Source organism: Levilactobacillus suantsaii (assembly GCF_004115745.1).
GTDB lineage: Bacteria > Bacillota > Bacilli > Lactobacillales > Lactobacillaceae > Levilactobacillus > Levilactobacillus suantsaii.
In genome coordinates this window covers 44,816-62,731 of the sequence record NZ_QXIL01000013.1, presented here as the reverse complement: position 1 = coordinate 62,731, position 17,916 = coordinate 44,816, and the positions used below count along the sequence as shown (strand labels likewise).

Here is a 17,916-nt window from a genome sequence, read left to right as displayed (position 1 = left end):
CCAAAGAGCTTTTCTCCGCTGCTTCCGCCGGTTAAGTTAAGTCCATAAAATATGAATATTAATGAAAATACTGATTTAATAGGATTTGTCGTGTGGCTAATTTGTTCTTGCAATTTGGGTTGGGGAATTTCTATGCGAAAAGCCAAATTTCTGTACAAAGAAAAGAGGACATAGATATGAACTTCGTAAATAAGGAAAATAAAAGCTTAGATGAAATAAATGGTAGCATCCATGTACCAAAAAACGCAGGTTTTTGGAAGACAATGGCTGCATATATGGGCCCAGGTACGTTGATAACGGTCGGATACATGGACCCCGGTAATTGGATCACGTCCATTGCTGGAGGAGCGAAATATAAATATGCATTATTGTCTGTAGTATTATTGTCAAGTTTGATTGCCATGTTACTGCAAGTTATGTCTGCAAAACTTGGAATTGTGACTGGCAAGGACCTGGCGCAGCTGACACGAGAGAAGACATCTAAGTCAGCTGGAATCATTTTGTGGATTATTGCTGAGCTGGCTATTATGGCAACTGATGTTGCGGAAATAATCGGATCCGGAATAGCGTTAGAGTTGTTGTTTAGAATTCCATTAGTTGTCGGTATTTTAATAACTGCTACAGATGTTTTGCTCCTTTTAATTCTAATGAAGCTTGGTTTTCGGAAGATTGAAGTAATAGTTGCCACGCTTGTATTAGTCATATTATTAGTGTTCATGTATGAAGTTTTTCTTTCAAAACCAGATCCCTTAGGTGTATTGACAGGCTTAGTTCCACAAATGAAAATTTTAAAAAATCATTCCATGTTGTATCTGTCATTAGGAATCGTGGGGGCAACGGTTATGCCACATGATTTATATTTAGGGTCTTCCATTTCACAAACTCGAAAAGTTGATCGGAAAAATGATAACGACATAGCAAAGGCATTGAAATTTAGTACGATTGACTCCAATACCCAATTAATAATTGCATTTATTGTAAACTGCTTATTATTAATTTTGGGCGCTGCCCTTTTCTATGGTAAAGACAGTAATCTAGGGCATTTTGTTGATCTATTTAATGCATTGAGCGACAAACAAGTTGTTGGCTCAATAGCTAGCCCATTTTTAAGTATGTTGTTTGCGGTTGCTCTATTATCGTCAGGTCAAAGTTCAACAATTACTGGAACTTTGGCAGGCCAGGTTATCATGGAGGGCTTTATTAGATTAAAGATGCCTTTATGGGCACAAAGGTTAATAACACGCTTACTATCAGTAACGCCAGTATTGGCGTTCGCCATTTACTTTCATGGAAATGAAGCTAAGCTTGAATCACTATTGACCTTTTCCCAAGTCTTTCTGAGTATTGCACTTCCTTTCGCCGTTATTCCACTTGTCAAATTGACTAATAGTACAGGGTTAATGGGTAAGAGATTTGTCAATCCCACTTGGGTAAAAATTTCTGCATGGACGGTAACAAGTATCCTAATTCTCTTAAATATATATTTAATTATTCAGATTTTTTGACATGGGCCCCGATTTAAAATCGAAGTGCAACACTAGTCAACTAGACCACAAGATCTAGCAAAAAGGTTATGAAGACCTCTTCTTATAAGCGACTAAACAAAGTAAGAAAGGAATTTTCATGACCCAATTTAAGAATACTACGCCTACCCACTATCAATAACTCCCCTTTGATGAACGAGGCCAGATTGAAGTACTTCATAAGCAAGGAATGTCGATTAGACCTAAACAACGCCCCGGCGACTTCAGTCTGACACTGAAGTCGCCGGGGCGTTGTGTGGTTATCATTTAGATGTGGTTACCCATCATGGTCTAGTTTCGGTCATGAGACGATTTAGGAGTTTTGCCGGTCCAATAAATTGGTTAAGCTCACACCGAAACTAAGCTGGGCGTCTTACATAAATTGAATCAAACTCATCAAGATTGGTACGACCACGATGAACAGTACCGTACTGGTCGTCACAATGTTCGTGGCGTATTCCACGTCACCGTGGGCTTCGTTAGCTAAGATTGGCAGCACGGCCAACATTGGCGTTGCGGCTTGCACAATCAAGGTTTGCGAAGCTAAGGAAGGAATCGTTGCGCCAAAGTTCTTGGCGGCAATGATGATTCCCACCATGATCGCTGGTGCTAAGATGAACCGACCCAAGAGGGCCACAATCGTATCCCGGTCGAAGTGGATACTCTTCAGACCAGCATCGGCTAAGACAATCCCGATATAAATCAAGGACAATGGCGTAACCAAGTCCCCCACGTAAGTCAGCGTCGAATCAATGAAGCTGACATTCAGGATCGGAATGTTGAGTAACAGGAAGACCAACGCAACCAAGAACCCAACTAACGGCATTGGTAGCAATTTCTTCCAATCAATCTTATTATTCCCGGAATGCTTGGGCTTGGTTGGGTCGTCGTTGGAAATCAAGAAGACCCCAAAGGCCCAAGTCGAGACCGTGTTCACGATATAGTAAACCAGGAAGTACGTCATACTCTTGTTCCCGAACAACGCGATGTTCAACGGTAACCCGATGAAAATCGTGTTGGCGTTGACCAAGGCGTTGATAAAGATACCCTTCCGTCCGGGCCGAACCTTTAAGATCCGGACCAAGAGGAACGCAATCAGGTAACCAATGATGACGGACAGGAACCCGTAAACCAGGTACCCGGAAAATGAAGCCAATTGGCCCCGCGTTAAGCGGCTCAGCACCGAGACGAAAATCGATGCGGGCAGTGCGATATTTTTAATGAATTTGGAGATGGTACCTCCAAACTTATCATCAAACCAGCCTTGTCGTCGTAGGACGTAGCCTAAAATCATAATGAGGACGACGACTAAGACACTTTGAATGGAGTTCCACAAAACAGCCACAGGTGATGTCCCTCTTTTCTAATCTATTCTCTTGTTCTCTCTCTTATCGCCGACCGGCTTGCCTAGTCAGTCAGTGAGTGGTACTCTGGCATCCATTTCAAGTCAGCAACGGCTTGCTTGACGTCTTCAATTGGTTCTTGGTTTAACTTTTGATCGACAACACTTTGGGCGACAACTTCCGCGATGTGCTGGGAGAAGTCCGTCAGGTCATCAACTGGTGGTAAGACGGCCGCACCTGGTTGGCTGGCATCGACCAAGCCACCTAAGGCATGGCAAGCCGCCGACAAGGTTTCACCGTTTAAGACCTTAGCCGTTGAGGCAATCAACCCAAAGCCTAACCCAGGGTACATCAAGGCATTGTTGCCTTGGCCGATGTGATAGGTCGTGCCGTTGTAGTCGATGTCCTTAACTGGAATCCCAGTGGCAATCAAGGCCTTGCCGTCAGTCCACTTCAAGAGGTCTTCGGCTTTCGCTTCAGCCAACTTGGTTGGGTTCGACAATGGGAAGATCATTGGCCGCTCGGTGTGGGCCGCCATGTCCTTGACCAGGTCTTCGCTGAAGGCGCCTGGTTGCGTGGAAGTCCCAATCATGACCGTTGGGTGGACAGCTTTAACAACGGCCGCTAACGTGGTCAAGTCATCAGGGTTGTCAAAGTCGGCCCGGTCACGGGCAAATTCCTTTTGTGCAGCGGTCAAGTCCGGCGTGTCGGTGAAGAGCAAGCCTTGCTTGTCGACTGGGTAGAAGTGCTTGCGCGCATCGGCGTCATCTAAGCCCGAACGCTTGAGTTCGTCTAAGATTTGGCTCGCGATTCCCATGCCGGCAGTCCCGGAACCGAAGATCACGAACTTCTGGTCCTTGATATCTTCGTTGGTGATGTTCAAGCCACCTAAGATACCGGCCAGAACGACCATCCCAGTCCCCTGGATATCATCGTTGAAGGTTGGGAGTTTGTCTTGGTACTTGTCCAAGATGACCTTGGCGTTGGAACGACCGAAGTCTTCCCAGTGGAGTAAGGCCTTCGGGAACAACTTTTGTTCCGCTTCAACGAACTTGTCGATAGCGGCGTAGTACTTGTCACCGTAAACACGTTCGTGACGGTTCCCCAAGTACAACGGGTCATCGAGTAGTTTTTGGTTGTTGGTCCCAGCGTCGATGCTGACAGGCAAGACTTGAGCTGGGTCGATTCCAGCCGCAGCCGTGTAGACCATCAGTTTCCCGACGGCGATGTCGGCCCCGTTGACACCCCAGTCACCCATACCGAGGATTCCTTCGGCGTCAGTCACAACCAGCAAGCGAATATCGCGGCCGTTAGCGGCGTTACGTAAAGTATCTTCGATGCTGTCTGGGTCATCAACAGAAACGTAGGCCGTGCCTTGCGGGTCCGTGAATAACTCACTGTATTGTTCGATGGAATCAGCAACCGTTGGGTCGTACACGATTGGCATGAATTCCACGACGTGTTCATCCATCAAGTGGAAGAATAACGTCCGGTTTTCGTTGAAGAGCGTCATCAAGAAGAGACGCTTTTCTAAATCGCTGGTCTTGCTTTGGAATTGTGCGTAAGCTTGGTCAGTTTGTTCGTCAATGGTTTGGACATGAGCGGGTAAGGTCCCGGTCAAGCCTAACTGTTGCCGTTCTTCCTTAGTAAAGGCTGTTCCTTTGTTAAGAAATGGATTGTTCAGAATGTGATCTGCATGTTGGTTCATTTTGAAATGACCTCCAATTACTTATTTTTTATAAGGTTTAATTAACGACAAATGCTACTGTACGCGCTAAAGAAATTTATAGTCAATTAGCTTATATAACATAAATGTTTTTTATATTATCTTTATAAAGACTGTCAGGACAACGGTTTTGTTTTAACATGTGGTTGCTCTCATATTCTCATAAACAAATTTCTCAAGTTTTTTTAAAGTTGCGTGCGCACTTTTGCCCCAATTCACTGGTTACCGCAAGTAAGCTGGGGAAAAGTTGGCCCAAAATAGTTACACTTCGTGATAAATGACCCCCTTACAAAAAATAACAGATAAACTTGCTGGCCTAATTTAAATCAGTCAGCGCTTAAAATCGCTTTCATAGTCGACTTTCGAGCGATTATTTGTAATTCACTGGCCCCTAGGTCCGGCGAACAATATGGTGCCGCACAATTATTTATACGGTAATTGATTGGTCACAGCGTAGTCTACGGGAAACGATTTCAAAAAGCAACTAATCAGCCCGCTAACTTGTCGAATCACGAGGTCCGATGTGCCCGCAACCTTTATCTCACTCTCTCACACACCATCGCATTTAATTAATCCGTTAACGACTCACAGCCGAGTCACAAACCAAATAATTGGTTTCCCCCACCCAAAATGCTAAGCTGAGGTATCGATTTCAAGGAGGTCTGCTGAGCATGCAAGCAGTAATTATTGATCAATACGGTAGTCCCGACGAGTTACACATGACGACCTTACCGCAACCCGAGATTGCCGATGACGAGGTCTTGGTCGCGGTAGCCGCCACCAGCATTAACCCGATCGACTGGAAAGCGCGTCAAGGGTTGTTAAAGTCTCAATTCGATTGGGATTTTCCCGTGGTCCTGGGTTGGGACCTTGCCGGAACCATTGTCAAAGTCGGCGCGAAGATTCACGACTTTAAGGTCGGCGACGACGTATTTGCGCGCCCCGACATCTATGCCGATGGCCGGCGCGGCACCTACGCCGAGTTTGCCGCGGTGAAGGAAGACAAGCTGGCCCATAAGCCCGCCGAACTCTCCTTCGAACAAGCGGCTGCCATGCCACTAGCCGGCCTAACTGCCTACCAAGTTATCCATGACCGTTTGAAGGTCCAAGCCGGTGAAAAGGTCTTGATTCAGGCCGGCGCTGGTGGTGTCGGCCTCAACGCCATTCAAATTGCCAAGGCGCTTGGCGCTGAGGTCACCACGACGGCCAGTGCCGACCACCACGATCTGTTAAAGTCGATTGGCGCCGACCACATCATTGACTACCACGACACCAAGATTACCGACGTGCTCCACGACTACGACGCGGTGTTCGACACCATTAACGCCATTGACGACGGCATCGCCGTGTTGAAACCCACCGGTCGTTTGGTCACCATCGACGGCGCCCCCACCGACGCTCAAAAGGCTCAGGGCCCAGACGTGTCGAGTTGGTGGCTCCTACCGAACGGTCGCGAGTTGGCCATTTTAGGTGACATGGTCGTCGCCGGTCAATTACGCGTCATCATCGATCAGGTCTTTCCGTTCACCACGGCAGGCCTACGGGACGCCCACCGCCACAGTGAGACTAGCCATAGTGCTGGCAAACTGGTCATTGATGTTGACCCCGAAAAGAATGCTGATTAATCATTTAAACCGTTAGAACAATTGCGGCTCTTTGATATTTGGTGTTGATGGACAAAAGTCATCAACACCATTTTTAGTTGCGAGGCGAAAAAAAGGCCACTGCCCGTGTACTACAAACAAACGGGATGATACTGCTTTAAACCCTAGTCTTAAGAACACTTAAAACATCAGTCCTCAGCTTGAGTCGATGCTTAAAATGCTTATCAGGAACCGTCAGTTAATCAAGAATATGCCTAATAGTTCACTCTCAAATGGCCCAATTGAAGGGATAAATCGCAACATAAAACAGATTAAGCGAACAGCAGATGGTTATCGTAATTGGCAAAGTTTTAGTTACCACATTCAACTTGAATTCAAAATCAGACTAAAGAAAAGGAACCCAACTCGAAAGTGAATTGGATTCCAGTAGCACTCCTCATCAACACTGGTTGACAAAGAGCTAATGAAAATAAGACAAGCAATCAGGGATTGGTCTCTCACCCTACATGGGATTGAAGCCTAAAGTCTCAAATAGCTTACTTTCTTGAGATAACTTTGTAGATATACAGTCCACAGCCTATGGTACATCCAATAACGATAGACGTAACATGCCAATATAAAAAAATCGCAGATAAAACACACCATATGCTCAGTAAGATAATCCATCTTTTGATTGACATATTCATTGCTTACCCATTTTAACTAGTCCTGATTTGCTAAACTCAAACCATGCCCCACGATTAGACGGAACAGAACTAATTGCACTGGCAATTGCTGAACCAACAGCAACAGCCAAGTAGCCAGCTTTAATCCCCTTAACAATTGCACTATTTATATAAATTCGATAGTGACCGTGTTTCTCCTTAATATATTTAGTTGTACCTTGGTCAAGTAAATTTTCCATAAGCAGGCTTTTAATATACGGTTGTGGAATTTTACTGTAGCCAATTGGATCGATAAGTTTGTATCGTTGTAACATTTCTGCATTATCCATATCGACTTGCGCCACATTTACGTCAATAGGAGTAACCCGCGAAATAGCCATACTCAACTCTTTGTTCACGGTATTGGCCGCTGTATTTTCAACAGTATCCGCATTTGCTACTATTGGTCCAAGCGCGTATGATGCTGTACCACTAATTGATAAAGCCACTGCGCCAGTTGCCAACAAAGTAATAATCTTGCTATGTTTTGTCATGTAAAGCTCCTCGCGTTTATGTATTAGAAAAAATCAACCATCTGTCAAACTACACGCTAGCTTAGTAAATGTCAATCACTGTATTAGTATTCGCGTCAACCAATCCCATGATTGAAATCACGGGATTGGTTGACGCGAATACTTAATTAAAGCTTAGCAACACTGATTGACAAAGAGCCTCAGCTACAAATCAAAAAGGTGCGCCGAAGATCATTCGATTTTCGACGCACCTTTTCTATAGTCACTTCATGACACAAAAACCAGGACCCCCATTGGGAGTCCTGGTCCAATGACCGCAACCTATGACAGCAAGCTGTCCGCATTACGGTACTTTAGTTTTTGATTGAAGACTACTTCTTCAATGGCGTCCATTGCCACTTCGTGAATTCTTCAATATCATGACCTTCGTCACGCGTAACCTTAAAGTGCTTAGCTAAGATGTCATCCATCTTCTTGTCGAAGGCCTTCGCAGCGGCTTCGTCAATCACACCCTTGTTCACTAAGACGCTAACAGCATCCTTAGCTTGGTGGAACCGGTCAAGCTCGGAGTATACCCGCATGTCGTAAGCCGTGGTGATGTCACCATCTTCACGGTAACCATGCACGTGTAAACCTAAGTGTTGACGTTCGTAGAACATGGATTCGATTAAGTCTTCGTAGCCGTGGAAGCCAAAGACAACTGGCGTGCCAGAAGCACCGAACAATGCGCTGAACTTGGCATCAGACAAGGCCCGTTCGGAGTTCAATTGACCGTTCTTGCTTTGCAGACGACCTAATTCAACCACGTTGACGTAACGCATCTTAACGGCTGGGAAGGCGTCGTTGATCAAGTCAACGGCAGCCAAGGTTTCGATCGTTGGTTCAACACCAGCGGAAGCAAAGACGATATCAGCATCTTCGCCTTCAGCAACGGTGGAAGCCCAGTCGATCGTCTTGATACCTTCAGTGGCCAATTCTTCGGCTTCATCAACGGAGAACCATTGTTGCCGTGGTTGCTTGGAAGCCACGATGTGGTTAACCTTTTGCCGGTCCTTGAAGGCCCGGTCAAAGACAGCCAATAATGAGTTGGCATCGGCTGGCAGGTATTGACGCACGAAGTCGGATTTCTTTTCGGCTAAGTGGGTCAAGATACCTGGATCTTGGTGGGTGTAACCGTTGTGGTCTTGTTGGAACACAGTCGAAGTGGAAATCAGGTTCAATGATGGGTAATCATTGTGCCATGGTTCGTCAGCAGCCTGACGGATCCACTTGAAGTGTTGGGTGATCATGGAGTCCACGACCCGCAAGAAGGATTCGTAAGAAGCGAAGATCCCTTGACGACCAGTCAAGGTGTAAGCTTCTAACCAGCCTTCTGCTTGGTGTTCGGACAATTGAGCATCCAAGATCCGGCCTTCAGGGGCTTCGTATTGGTCATTTGGTTCCTTGACCTTGCTTTCCCACTGACGGTTGGTAATCTTGAACATTTCCCAAAGCCGGTTGGACATGGTTTCATCTGGGCCAAATACCCGGAAGGATGATGGGTTCTTCGTGGCCACGCCAGCGAAGAATTTCGACAAGACGTTCATATCCATGTTTTGGTTGCCATCTGGCAAGTTCGTCCCACGGTTATCAGCGGTAATGTCGTTGGCGTAGCTCTTCCAGTCTGGTAAGTCTAACAACGTTGGCTTTTCGCCACGACGCCGACCACCATTGGCGATTGGGTTAGCAGCCATCCGCTTGTCACCCTTAGGCGCAAAGTCAGCGACTTCAGCCTTCAAGGTTCCATCGGTGTTGAATAATTCAGCAGGCTTGTATGAGTTCATCCAAGCTTCGAATTCTGGTAATTCGTCGAAGTTGTTCTGGGATAAGCCAAGCGGAACTTGGTGGGCCCGGAATGAGTTTTCGATTGGTTCGCCGGCTGGGTTGTGCGTTGGGCCACCCCAACCCTTTGGTAAGCGGGCCACAACAACTGGCCACGGGGCGATTTCGCCGTCTTCGTACTTACCGTTTTCACGGGCGTCTTTTTGGATTTGTTGAATATCAGCGATGGCTTGGTCGAAGACGGCCGCTGCCTTTTCGTGATAAGTCATGTAGTCATGGATATCATCGTTTTCGATGAACCGTGGTGACCAGCCTAAGCCTTCAAAGAACTTCGTGATGTGTTCATCGTCCATCCGGGAGAAGAGCGTTGGGTTGGAAATCTTGAACCCGTTCAAATCTAAGATTGGTAAAACAGCACCGTCGTTCTTAGGGTTCAAGAACTTGATGGAGTTCCACGCCGTCATGGCCGGGCCAGTTTCCATTTCCCCATCACCAACAACCGTAAAGGCGATTTGGTCTGGGTTATCTAAAACGGCACCCGTAGCGTGGGACAGGGAGTAACCTAATTCCCCACCTTCATGCAAGGAACCTGGGGTTTGGGCCGTCATATGCGAGCCAATTCCACCTGGGAAGGAGAACCGCTTGTATAATTTTGCCATCCCGGCAAGGTCCTGGGTGATTTCTGGGAAAGCATCCGTGTAAGTGCCATCCAAGTAAGAGTTCGTGACCATAACTTGGCCACCGTGACCTGGGCCACCGATATAGAACATGTTCAAACCGTACTTGTTGATCAGACGGTTCGCATGTGCGTATAAGAACGTTTGACCGGAAATGGTTCCCCAGTGTCCGATAGGCTTAACCTTAACGTCCTCTTTTTTGATTGGTGTGTTGGTAACAGAAAACAGTGGGTTGTCTTTCAAGAAAATCATCCCACCAGAAAGATAGGTCGTTGCACGCCACCAAGCGTCAACTTTTTCCAAGTAGGACTTGGAATCGAAATCTACTGCCATGAATTTACACTCCTTCGTTGACTAACTAGCATCAATATTACAATGTCGTCGAAAGAATCCGCCGACATTAATTGAACATTCTTTCATCATACGGACTTTTGCGAAAAAGTCAACTATTTTTAAAATTGATACGGTCCAATTTTTGGATTTAACGATCCAAATTTTATTGGTCACGGTCTCCCCGGCCGTTAGACGCAATCGGTTACAAGCCCGCGTTCGCCCCAACGCTGAGTTTACGCCCTGTTTCGCGAAGATGTTGCACAAACGCGAAAACGGTTAAAAATTAAATTTATTTTAGGTTCGGGGCACACCAGCTTAAGCCCATCCCACTCCGTTTACTGCTCCCCCACTGAATGTTCGGCCACCTATCCAACTAACTGAATGTTCGTTTTTACCATTACCCAAAAAACGGAACCCCTGCTCACCAGGAGTCCCGTTTGGACTAATCTTCATTCAAATTCACGAAAGTGCCGTACTTCAAGTCGCGGTAATGTAACCGCATAGTCGACACTTCAAAGGGGGTGCCATCGTCCAAGAAGAAGATTCCACTCATCACTCCGACCGGTTCGATTGGCTTGAGATGCAAGAGGTCTTGATCCTCCGCTGTCGACGGTTGAACGTGAATCGACAAGAAGGCGCGGTTGACCGTTTGTCCCTGCACGTCTTGGACGTAGCTAAAAATCGAGCTTTGGGCCACCGCGGGCGTTAACGTGGGCAAAATCTTAATCGGGATGTATCCCGTTTCGATAATTACGGGCTTATCAGCCACCAACCGTAGGCGCTTGATTTCGTACACGAAGTCCGATTCCGTCAAGAAAAGTTCTTGCTGGAGCTCCGCCGTTGCCGGGATGACCCGGTAATCCAGCAAGCGACTTTTGGTCGGTTTGCCGTTGGCCTGGAAGCTATCCGTAATTCCCAAGTTTTTGCCTTCGTAGCGAAAAGCCGAACGATCCTTCAAGTATAGTGGATTAATAAAGGTCCCCGCGCCCCGCTTCTTAAAGATGATGCCCTGGTCGACTAAAATCTCCATTGCGCGTTTCATGGTACTGCGACTCACCTGATAGGTCGCACTCAAGCTGCGCTCATCTGGGAGTTTTTTGGTGGTAAATTCCCCGTTTAAAATCCGTTTTTTAAGGTCCCGCATCACCCGGCGGTAGACTAATTCTGTCATCATTTACTCCCCTCAAAGCCCAATTTATCACGTTACAATCTTGCTAGTATACCAGAGTTTGGGCGTTTCCGGCAGTTCTTTGTCCAAGCGGGCGCTGGCAAACGCTATAAGAGCGTCAAAATGATACCCACAACAATCAAACCCAACCCCGCCAAAAAGCTGAACCGTGCCCCCGGACTAAATTGAATCGGGGAATTCTTGACCGTAGCCACGTCGTGCACGTCGACCCGCTCACCTGGTAAGGGGTCTTCGCCCTTTTTGCGCCGGTGTCGCCACCCCGTGAAAAGGTGCCCGCGCGCTAGAATCAACACGGCCCCCACCACGATGAGTGCAAGTCCCAGCATGAACAGGAGGTTACCGATCACCATTAGAGGTTGGCCTAAAATATGGGCGACCAAGCCCACCAGGATGCCCGCCGCGATGACGCCCGTGGCCCACCGTTGCCAATTTTTCTGCATCTACCATCCGCTCCTTATCGAAAAAAGAGGCCCGGAGACAAGCTCCCAGACCCCTTATCTTATCTAGATTTATCGTGTCCGCTCCGGTCGCTTTTACTGCTGGTGACTCCGGAAACGGTTCTTGAACAACGGACTGACCGGCCGATTTTCATTAATCCGCTTGATAGCTTGACCAATCAGCGGACCGACCGAAATCTGTTCAATCTTATCAATTTGCTTATCGGCAGTCAATTGAATCGAATCCGTCACCACTAACTTCTTGATGGGTGATTCCTGGATGCGGTCAATGGCTGGTCCGGACAAGACGGGATGGGTACAACTAGCGTAGACCTCAGCGGCCCCCGCATCCATCAAGGCTCGTGCCCCTAAGGTAATGGTCCCAGCCGTATCAATCATGTCATCGATCATGATACAACGTTTACCCTTGACATCCCCGATGATGTTCATGATTTCGGCCACGTTGGCCCGTGGCCGCCGTTTGTCGATAATTGCAATCGGCGCCTTTAAGAACTCAGCCAAGGCCCGCGCTCTAGTCACCCCACCGTGATCGGGGGAAACAACGACGGCGTCTTCGGCTAAGCCGTTACGCAAGAAGTAATCTGCCAGTAACGGTGCCCCCATCAAGTGGTCTACCGGTACGTCGAAGAACCCTTGGATTTGGGCGGCGTGCAGGTCTAAGGCCAACACCCGCGTGACCCCTGCCGTTTGGAGCATATTGGCCACGAGCTTAGCCGTAATGGGTTCCCGTGAACGGGCCTTCCGGTCTTGCCGCGCATACCCGTAATACGGGATGACCACGTTGATGGTGGCCGCACTGGCCCGCCGCAACGCATCGATCATAATCAAGAGTTCCATCAAATTGTCATTTACTGGTGCCGACGTCGATTGGATCACGTAGACGTGGCATCCCCGGACACTTTGTTCAATGTTGATACGAATTTCACCATCACTGAACCGGTCCACTGAAGTTTTTCCTAGTTCCACCCCAACCTCGCTAGCGATCTTCTCGGCTAACGGTTTGTTGGAATTTAACGCAAAGATCTTTAATTTAGGATCGAAATATTGCGTAGCCATAATTTCCTCCAATAGCAAAAGCTGCCTGAATTACTACCATAAGTTTAGGTTATCCGGGGCAAAAACACAAGATTTTCCCCCGGCGATTATTCCCCGCGGTATGGTAATTTTTGATAATAGTTCGGTTTGTTGGTCTGCCGTTGCCGGGCAATCGCCATGTCATACTGGTTGACGGCATCGGTAATCGTCGAGCCCGCCGCAATGAAACTGTGGTCCGCCACGTTCAACGGCGCAACTAAGTTGGAGTTCGACCCGATAAAGGCATCGTCGCCCACGACCGTTTCATGCTTGTTCTTGCCATCGTAGTTCACGAAGACCACACCGCAACCGACGTTGATATGCCGTCCTAATTTGGCGTTCCCCACGTAAGTTAAGTGACCCACCTTGGTGCCTTCACCAATCGTAGCCTTCTTCACTTCCACGAAGTTCCCCAGATGGACCTTGGGGCCGATGTGGGATTCTGGACGCAAGTGGCTGTTCGGGCCAATGTTGGACCCGCTGGCCATGTCGGAGTCTTCCAACACGGATGACGTCACCGTCACGTGGTCCGCTAAGGTCGCGTTGCGCAATTCGGAGTGTGCCCCGATATAGCAATCCGAGCCAATCACCGTCTTGCCCTTGAGCAAGACGCCGGGTTCGATGATGGTGTCGGGGCCAATCTTGACGCCGGCATCGATGTAGGTGGTCTCCGGGTCAATCAGGGTGACGCCATCTTGCATGTGTTGCTTGTTGATGCGTGCGCGCATGATTTTAGTGGCCGCGGCCAACGCCACCCGGTCGTTAACGCCCATGGATTCGTCGAAGTTACTCATCCGGTAAGCGCCGACGATGTCCCCGCGTTGCTTCAAGATTTCGATAACGTCGGTTAAGTAGTACTCGCCTTGGGCGTTGTCGTTGGACGTTTCGTGGAGCGCTTGGAACAACTTCTGGTTATCAAACACGTAGACCCCGGTGTTGATTTCGTGAATCTCTTGTTCTTCCGAGGTGGCGTCCTTTTGTTCCACAATCTTTTCCACGATACCAATGTTGTTGCGCACGATGCGCCCGTAGCCAGTGGGGTCAGGCGCTTGCGAGGTCAAAATCGTGGCCGCTGCGTGCTTAGCTTCATGGTAAGCAAAGAGTTCTTCGAAAGTCTTGGCTTCGAATAACGGGGTGTCGCCGCTGACAATCAGCGTCGTCCCCTCTTCATCTTTTAAGAGGGGCTCCGTTTGTAAGACCGCGTGCCCCGTCCCCAGTTGTTTGGCCTGCAAGACGTAGCGAGTCCGGTCGCCCAGGGCAGATTTGACTTCATCGGCCCCGTAACCCACGACCGTGACAATCTTATCCATATGCGTCTTTTCCACTTGCGTCAAGACATGGTCGACCATGGCCTTACCGCAAACTTGATGGAGGACCTTATACAACTTCGACTTCATCCGGGTACCCTTACCGGCTGCCAGAATGATCGTATTTCTAGTACTCATGCCAAATATCTCCTAGTATTAGTTAATTTGTTTCTTCGCCAAAGATCTGGGTGAGATAATTCCCTGGCGTCACGTGAATCTCGTTATTTTGCGTCTGCACCTTCAACAGCGACGTGTACTTGCTAACGGGACGTTGCCCGTCAAAGTCGCCTTCGGCTAAGACCGCGACCCCGGCTAGTTGCGAATCGAATTCGTCAACCAATGACCGTAAGCCACCGACCGTGCCACCGCCCTTCATGTAGTCATCGACTAAGAGGACCCGTGAACCGGGTTTCACACTGCGTTTCGATAACGCCATGCGTTCGATACGCTTGGTCGAGCCAGACACGTAGTTCACGCTGACCGTGGACCCTTCGGTAATTTGCGAGTCATGACGAACGATAACGAACGGCACGTTTAGGTAATAGGCCACACTTTCGGCAAGGGAAATCCCCTTGGTAGCGACCGTCACCACGACGTCCACGTTTTGGTTCAAATACTGGGTCGCCAGAATTCGCCCAATTTGGCGTAACGCTGAAGGTCGGCCTAAGATATCGGACATATACACATACCCGCCCGGTAGGTACCGGTCTGCCGAAGAAAGCTCGTCAATCAGCTCGCCGACAAATTGCTCGGCCTCTTCCCGTAAAATATAGGGAATGAAGCGGGCACCCCCCGCAGCACCGGGTACGGTTTCGAGTAACCCCGTGCCCCGCGCTTGAAAGGTCCGTTTCAGAATCGTTAGGTCTTCACTGATGGAAGACTTGGCCGACTCGTAACGGGCCGCAAAGAACGTCAAGGAAACCAGTTCGTGCGGGCGCTCCAGCAGGTAGCGCGTCATGTCGACTAAGCGATCACTTCTTCTGACTTTCAAGTTATTCACCTCAATTATTTTCTTTAGGACTAATTGTATGCTTTATTTTAGCATAAACGTTCGGGTTTTTCGTGATATTTCCGTGAGAAATCCACCGACGCCCCCTCTTTTTCTGGTTTATTCAGGCAGGGCCGAACGTCAGCAGCCGCCAACGGCTAGTAATGGTAGCGCTTCGCTCTTTTTTATTAAACATTTTATACCCACTACCTTAAAACGGGCTTCTCGAGAAGGTTCTCCCGAAAAGCCCGTTGGATTTTACAGTAATCTGATACAAACTTACCCTTTCGCGGCCGTGCGCGTCGTTTGCCACCCCAGCGCCAGGAAGTAAAAGAGCGCTTCGATAGCGGCGATGAAGAACGAGACCGGGTAATTCGTTAAATAACTCAACGTGAGGCCACTCCAGACCCCGACCAGCGCTAACACGATGGCCAATCCCATCATACGGCCCACAGAATGGGCGAAGTACTTGGCTGTCGCCGCGGGGAGCGTCAACAGAATAAAAATCAGTAGCGAGCCGACGATTTGAGCGGCCACACTGACACTCAACGCCAATAAGACCAAAAACACGACGGATAACGTGTTGGTCCACAATCCCTTGACCAAAGCGCCGGTGTGGTCGAACGAATCAAACTTCAAGAACCGATAGATGGCTAAAATCACGATCAACACCAGAATCGACAGGGTCAGCATCTGGGTCACATCGCTACTGCTAATCCCAATCACGCTCCCAAATAAGATATTGGTGGCGTAACTGGCATTGGTGTTGGCTAGCGACAGAAATAAAATCCCCAGGCCGATAAATAAAGCCGAAATGGCACTGATGGCTGCTTCCCGCCGTTCGGCCCGGACACTCAAGCGGCCCACGATGACCGAACTGATCACGGTAAACAGTAGCATCCCGCTCAACGGCGTCCAACCGGCAAAAATCCCGAAGGCCGCCCCGGAAAAGCCGATTTCGGAGAGCGTGTGCGTCAGAAATGACATGTTACGGGCAATCACGAAGACGCCCATGATGCCACAGATAATGGCAATGATGGTGCCAGCCGCAAAGGCGTTACGCATAAATTCATACTCAAACATGTTGCGCCTCCTCGTGCCAAACTTTTTGGTCGGTCAACTGGGCAATCGGCCCCTGTTCGCTGCCTTGCGGCGTCAACATCAAGAACTGCTCGGCGTAGCGCCGGGCCATCGGGATGTCGTGGGTCACGAACAACACGGTCAACGCCATCTGCTGGTTGATTTTTTGCACCAAGTCCAACAACTCGGTCTTGGTGACCGGATCCAGACTAGCCGTTGATTCGTCAAGAATCAAGAGGTTGGGCCGTTCGACTAGGGCTTGGGCCAAATAGGCCTTCTGCTTCTCGCCCCCGGAGGCCTGGCCAATCGGCCGGTGGACCAACTGGGCTAACCCGGTCTGCGCCAGGATATCGGTGACCCGGGCGCGTTCGCGGCGACTCAGCCACGGTAACTTCCACCCGGTCAGGTTCAACCCCACGAAGTCGCGGATGGACAGCGGGTAATCCGCATCGATGTTGCGAAACTGTGGCACATAGCCAATTCGTACAGTCGAACTAGTGGGTAGATAGTGGACCCTCCCGGTAGTCGGCCGGAGTTGGTGCAAAATCGTGCGCATCAAAGTGGTCTTACCGACCCCGTTCTCGCCCACGATGCTCCAGAACTCGCCGCGGTGAATCGTCAGGTTCAAATCGTTAAAAACGGGGTGACCCGGAAAGGTCATCCCCAAATGATCAAGTTTTAAAATCGGTGCTGTCGTTGTCATGACTGCGCCCCCGCTTTCTGTTGGATTCGCCGGACCTGCTGGTATTGACTACTCATCCAGGTCACATAGCTTTCATTGACCGGCTTGGCTTCAGTCACTTGAACCACCGGCACATCGTACTTGTGCGCTAACTTGACCATCGACGTCACATTCTTACTGGAATTTTGGGTGTTTTCCACAAAAAAGGCGATTTTATGCTGGCGAATCTGCGTTTCCAAGTGCGTGATGTCGGCTGGCGTCGGGTCACTGTCTTCTTCAATCGCCTGGGCAAAGTGGCTATCACTCACGCGGTACCCCATCGCCGTTAAGGCCAGGTCAAAGACCGGTTCACTGACCGCCACCTGCTGGTTATTAGCGTGCTGTTTGATTGTGCGTGCCAGTCGCGGTAACGCACGTAACTCCTTGACGTACGCATTACCACGGCGTTTGAACGCCGCCGCGTGTTGTGGTGAGATGCGGCTGAATTGCTGAACCAACTTTTGGGTCATCTCGATCATCAGTTGCGGGTCACTCCACAGATGCGGGTTAGCTCCCGTTTTGCGGCCCAGTAGCTTACCTAAGTTCAAGGTCTTGATGTGACTGCTGTCATTAGCGGCCACCAGCCGGCTCATCCAACTATCGTACCCCAACCCGTTTTGAATCACCACGTCGGCCTTGGCGACCTTTTCTGCCGTGGCAATATCGGGTTCAAAGCTCTCCGCATCAACGCTGGGACTGTTGATGACCGTGGTCACGGTCCCGGCGGTGCCTAAAATTCGCTTGGCCGCTTCACCATAAAAGTTCAATGAGGCCACCACGTGGATCTTTTCCGGTGCCTTAGTCGTCTGGGAGGTACTCTTGGTCTGACAACCGCTGAGCACCACCATTAAGACGACCAGCAGGCCAACCAGCCATCGCTTCCGTTGCACAAGCT

Annotated in this window: 14 protein-coding genes and 2 pseudogenes; 4 read left to right on the top strand and 12 right to left on the bottom strand. The window is 49.1% G+C overall.

The window, feature by feature from the left end; genetic code table 11:
• The first annotated feature begins 176 nt into the window (after window positions 1-176).
• Both DXH47_RS07570 and DXH47_RS12140 read left to right on the top strand, forming a co-directional pair.
• The gene (locus DXH47_RS07570; RefSeq protein ID WP_129032757.1) at window positions 177-1,505 is read left to right on the top strand and encodes an Nramp family divalent metal transporter; all 1,329 of its coding nucleotides are present in this window, start codon (window positions 177-179) and stop codon (window positions 1,503-1,505) included.
• A 118-nt stretch (window positions 1,506-1,623) separates the two neighbouring features.
• Window positions 1,624-1,725 (top strand): annotated as a pseudogene (locus DXH47_RS12140) (IS30 family transposase); the annotation flags it as partial.
• Between the two features lie 171 nt (window positions 1,726-1,896).
• On the opposite strand, the gene DXH47_RS07565 reads toward DXH47_RS12140, so the two are convergent.
• Together DXH47_RS07565 and DXH47_RS07560 are read right to left on the bottom strand one after the other, a co-directional pair.
• Complete coding sequence (locus DXH47_RS07565) at window positions 1,897-2,868, bottom strand: AEC family transporter (protein ID WP_129032755.1); 972 nt, start codon at window positions 2,866-2,868, stop codon at window positions 1,897-1,899.
• 62 nt (window positions 2,869-2,930) lie between these two features.
• Entirely contained in the window at window positions 2,931-4,574 is a 1,644-nt protein-coding gene (locus DXH47_RS07560) for a malolactic enzyme (protein WP_129032754.1), read from the bottom strand.
• 689 nt (window positions 4,575-5,263) lie between these two features.
• On the opposite strand from DXH47_RS07560, the gene DXH47_RS07555 reads away from it, so the two are divergent.
• Together DXH47_RS07555 and DXH47_RS07550 are read left to right on the top strand one after the other, a co-directional pair.
• Entirely contained in the window at window positions 5,264-6,217 is a 954-nt protein-coding gene (locus DXH47_RS07555) for an NADP-dependent oxidoreductase (protein ID WP_129032753.1), read from the top strand.
• A gap of 163 nt (window positions 6,218-6,380) precedes the next feature.
• Window positions 6,381-6,611: pseudogene (locus DXH47_RS07550) on the top strand (transposase); the annotation flags it as partial.
• 267 nt (window positions 6,612-6,878) lie between these two features.
• Here the strand turns inward: DXH47_RS07550 and DXH47_RS07545 are convergent.
• The 10 genes from DXH47_RS07545 to DXH47_RS07500 form a co-directional block, all read right to left on the bottom strand.
• Window positions 6,879-7,394 (bottom strand): hypothetical protein, encoded by a 516-nt coding sequence (locus DXH47_RS07545; protein ID WP_129032751.1) that lies wholly within the window; start codon window positions 7,392-7,394, stop codon window positions 6,879-6,881.
• Window positions 7,395-7,744: 350 nt separating this feature from the next.
• Window positions 7,745-10,204: a phosphoketolase family protein gene (locus DXH47_RS07540; RefSeq protein WP_129032750.1), complete on the bottom strand. Its 2,460-nt coding sequence runs from the start codon at window positions 10,202-10,204 to the stop codon at window positions 7,745-7,747.
• A gap of 442 nt (window positions 10,205-10,646) precedes the next feature.
• Window positions 10,647-11,375, bottom strand: a complete 729-nt coding sequence (locus DXH47_RS07535) for a GntR family transcriptional regulator (RefSeq protein WP_129032749.1) — start codon at window positions 11,373-11,375, stop codon at window positions 10,647-10,649.
• 104 nt (window positions 11,376-11,479) lie between these two features.
• The gene (locus DXH47_RS07530; protein WP_129032748.1) at window positions 11,480-11,833 is read right to left on the bottom strand and encodes a DUF3899 domain-containing protein; all 354 of its coding nucleotides are present in this window, start codon (window positions 11,831-11,833) and stop codon (window positions 11,480-11,482) included.
• 93 nt (window positions 11,834-11,926) lie between these two features.
• Window positions 11,927-12,907, bottom strand: a complete 981-nt coding sequence (locus DXH47_RS07525) for a ribose-phosphate diphosphokinase (RefSeq protein ID WP_129032747.1) — start codon at window positions 12,905-12,907, stop codon at window positions 11,927-11,929.
• 86 nt (window positions 12,908-12,993) lie between these two features.
• Complete coding sequence (gene glmU / locus DXH47_RS07520; protein WP_129032746.1) at window positions 12,994-14,370, bottom strand: bifunctional UDP-N-acetylglucosamine diphosphorylase/glucosamine-1-phosphate N-acetyltransferase GlmU; 1,377 nt, start codon at window positions 14,368-14,370, stop codon at window positions 12,994-12,996.
• 22 nt (window positions 14,371-14,392) lie between these two features.
• Window positions 14,393-15,223: a pur operon repressor gene (gene purR / locus DXH47_RS07515; RefSeq protein ID WP_129032745.1), complete on the bottom strand. Its 831-nt coding sequence runs from the start codon at window positions 15,221-15,223 to the stop codon at window positions 14,393-14,395.
• Between the two features lie 276 nt (window positions 15,224-15,499).
• Entirely contained in the window at window positions 15,500-16,303 is an 804-nt protein-coding gene (locus DXH47_RS07510) for a metal ABC transporter permease (RefSeq protein WP_129032744.1), read from the bottom strand.
• Window positions 16,296-17,003 (bottom strand): metal ABC transporter ATP-binding protein, encoded by a 708-nt coding sequence (locus DXH47_RS07505; protein ID WP_129032743.1) that lies wholly within the window; start codon window positions 17,001-17,003, stop codon window positions 16,296-16,298. The genes DXH47_RS07510 and DXH47_RS07505 overlap by 8 nt, the downstream gene beginning before the upstream one ends.
• Window positions 17,000-17,911: a metal ABC transporter solute-binding protein, Zn/Mn family gene (locus tag DXH47_RS07500; protein WP_225423526.1), complete on the bottom strand. Its 912-nt coding sequence runs from the start codon at window positions 17,909-17,911 to the stop codon at window positions 17,000-17,002. Before DXH47_RS07500 ends, DXH47_RS07505 begins: the two co-directional genes overlap by 4 nt.
• Between the last annotated feature and the right edge of the window lie 5 nt (window positions 17,912-17,916).

Bases quoted from the DNA above. Each gene is read 5' to 3' on its own strand.
- DXH47_RS07560 (WP_129032754.1), bottom strand. From the start codon at position 4,574: ATGAACCAACATGCAGATCACATTCTGAACAATCCATTTCTTAACAAA.
- DXH47_RS07510 (WP_129032744.1), bottom strand. From the start codon at position 16,303: ATGTTTGAGTATGAATTTATGCGTAACGCCTTTGCGGCTGGCACCATC.
- DXH47_RS07525 (WP_129032747.1), bottom strand. From the start codon at position 12,907: ATGGCTACGCAATATTTCGATCCTAAATTAAAGATCTTTGCGTTAAAT.
- DXH47_RS07505 (WP_129032743.1), bottom strand. From the start codon at position 17,003: ATGACAACGACAGCACCGATTTTAAAACTTGATCATTTGGGGATGACC.
- DXH47_RS07570 (WP_129032757.1), top strand. From the start codon at position 177: ATGAACTTCGTAAATAAGGAAAATAAAAGCTTAGATGAAATAAATGGT.
- DXH47_RS07545 (WP_129032751.1), bottom strand. From the start codon at position 7,394: ATGACAAAACATAGCAAGATTATTACTTTGTTGGCAACTGGCGCAGTG.
- glmU (WP_129032746.1), bottom strand. From the start codon at position 14,370: ATGAGTACTAGAAATACGATCATTCTGGCAGCCGGTAAGGGTACCCGG.
- DXH47_RS07530 (WP_129032748.1), bottom strand. From the start codon at position 11,833: ATGCAGAAAAATTGGCAACGGTGGGCCACGGGCGTCATCGCGGCGGGC.
- DXH47_RS07540 (WP_129032750.1), bottom strand. From the start codon at position 10,204: ATGGCAGTAGATTTCGATTCCAAGTCCTACTTGGAAAAAGTTGACGCT.
- DXH47_RS07555 (WP_129032753.1), top strand. From the start codon at position 5,264: ATGCAAGCAGTAATTATTGATCAATACGGTAGTCCCGACGAGTTACAC.
- DXH47_RS07535 (WP_129032749.1), bottom strand. From the start codon at position 11,375: ATGACAGAATTAGTCTACCGCCGGGTGATGCGGGACCTTAAAAAACGG.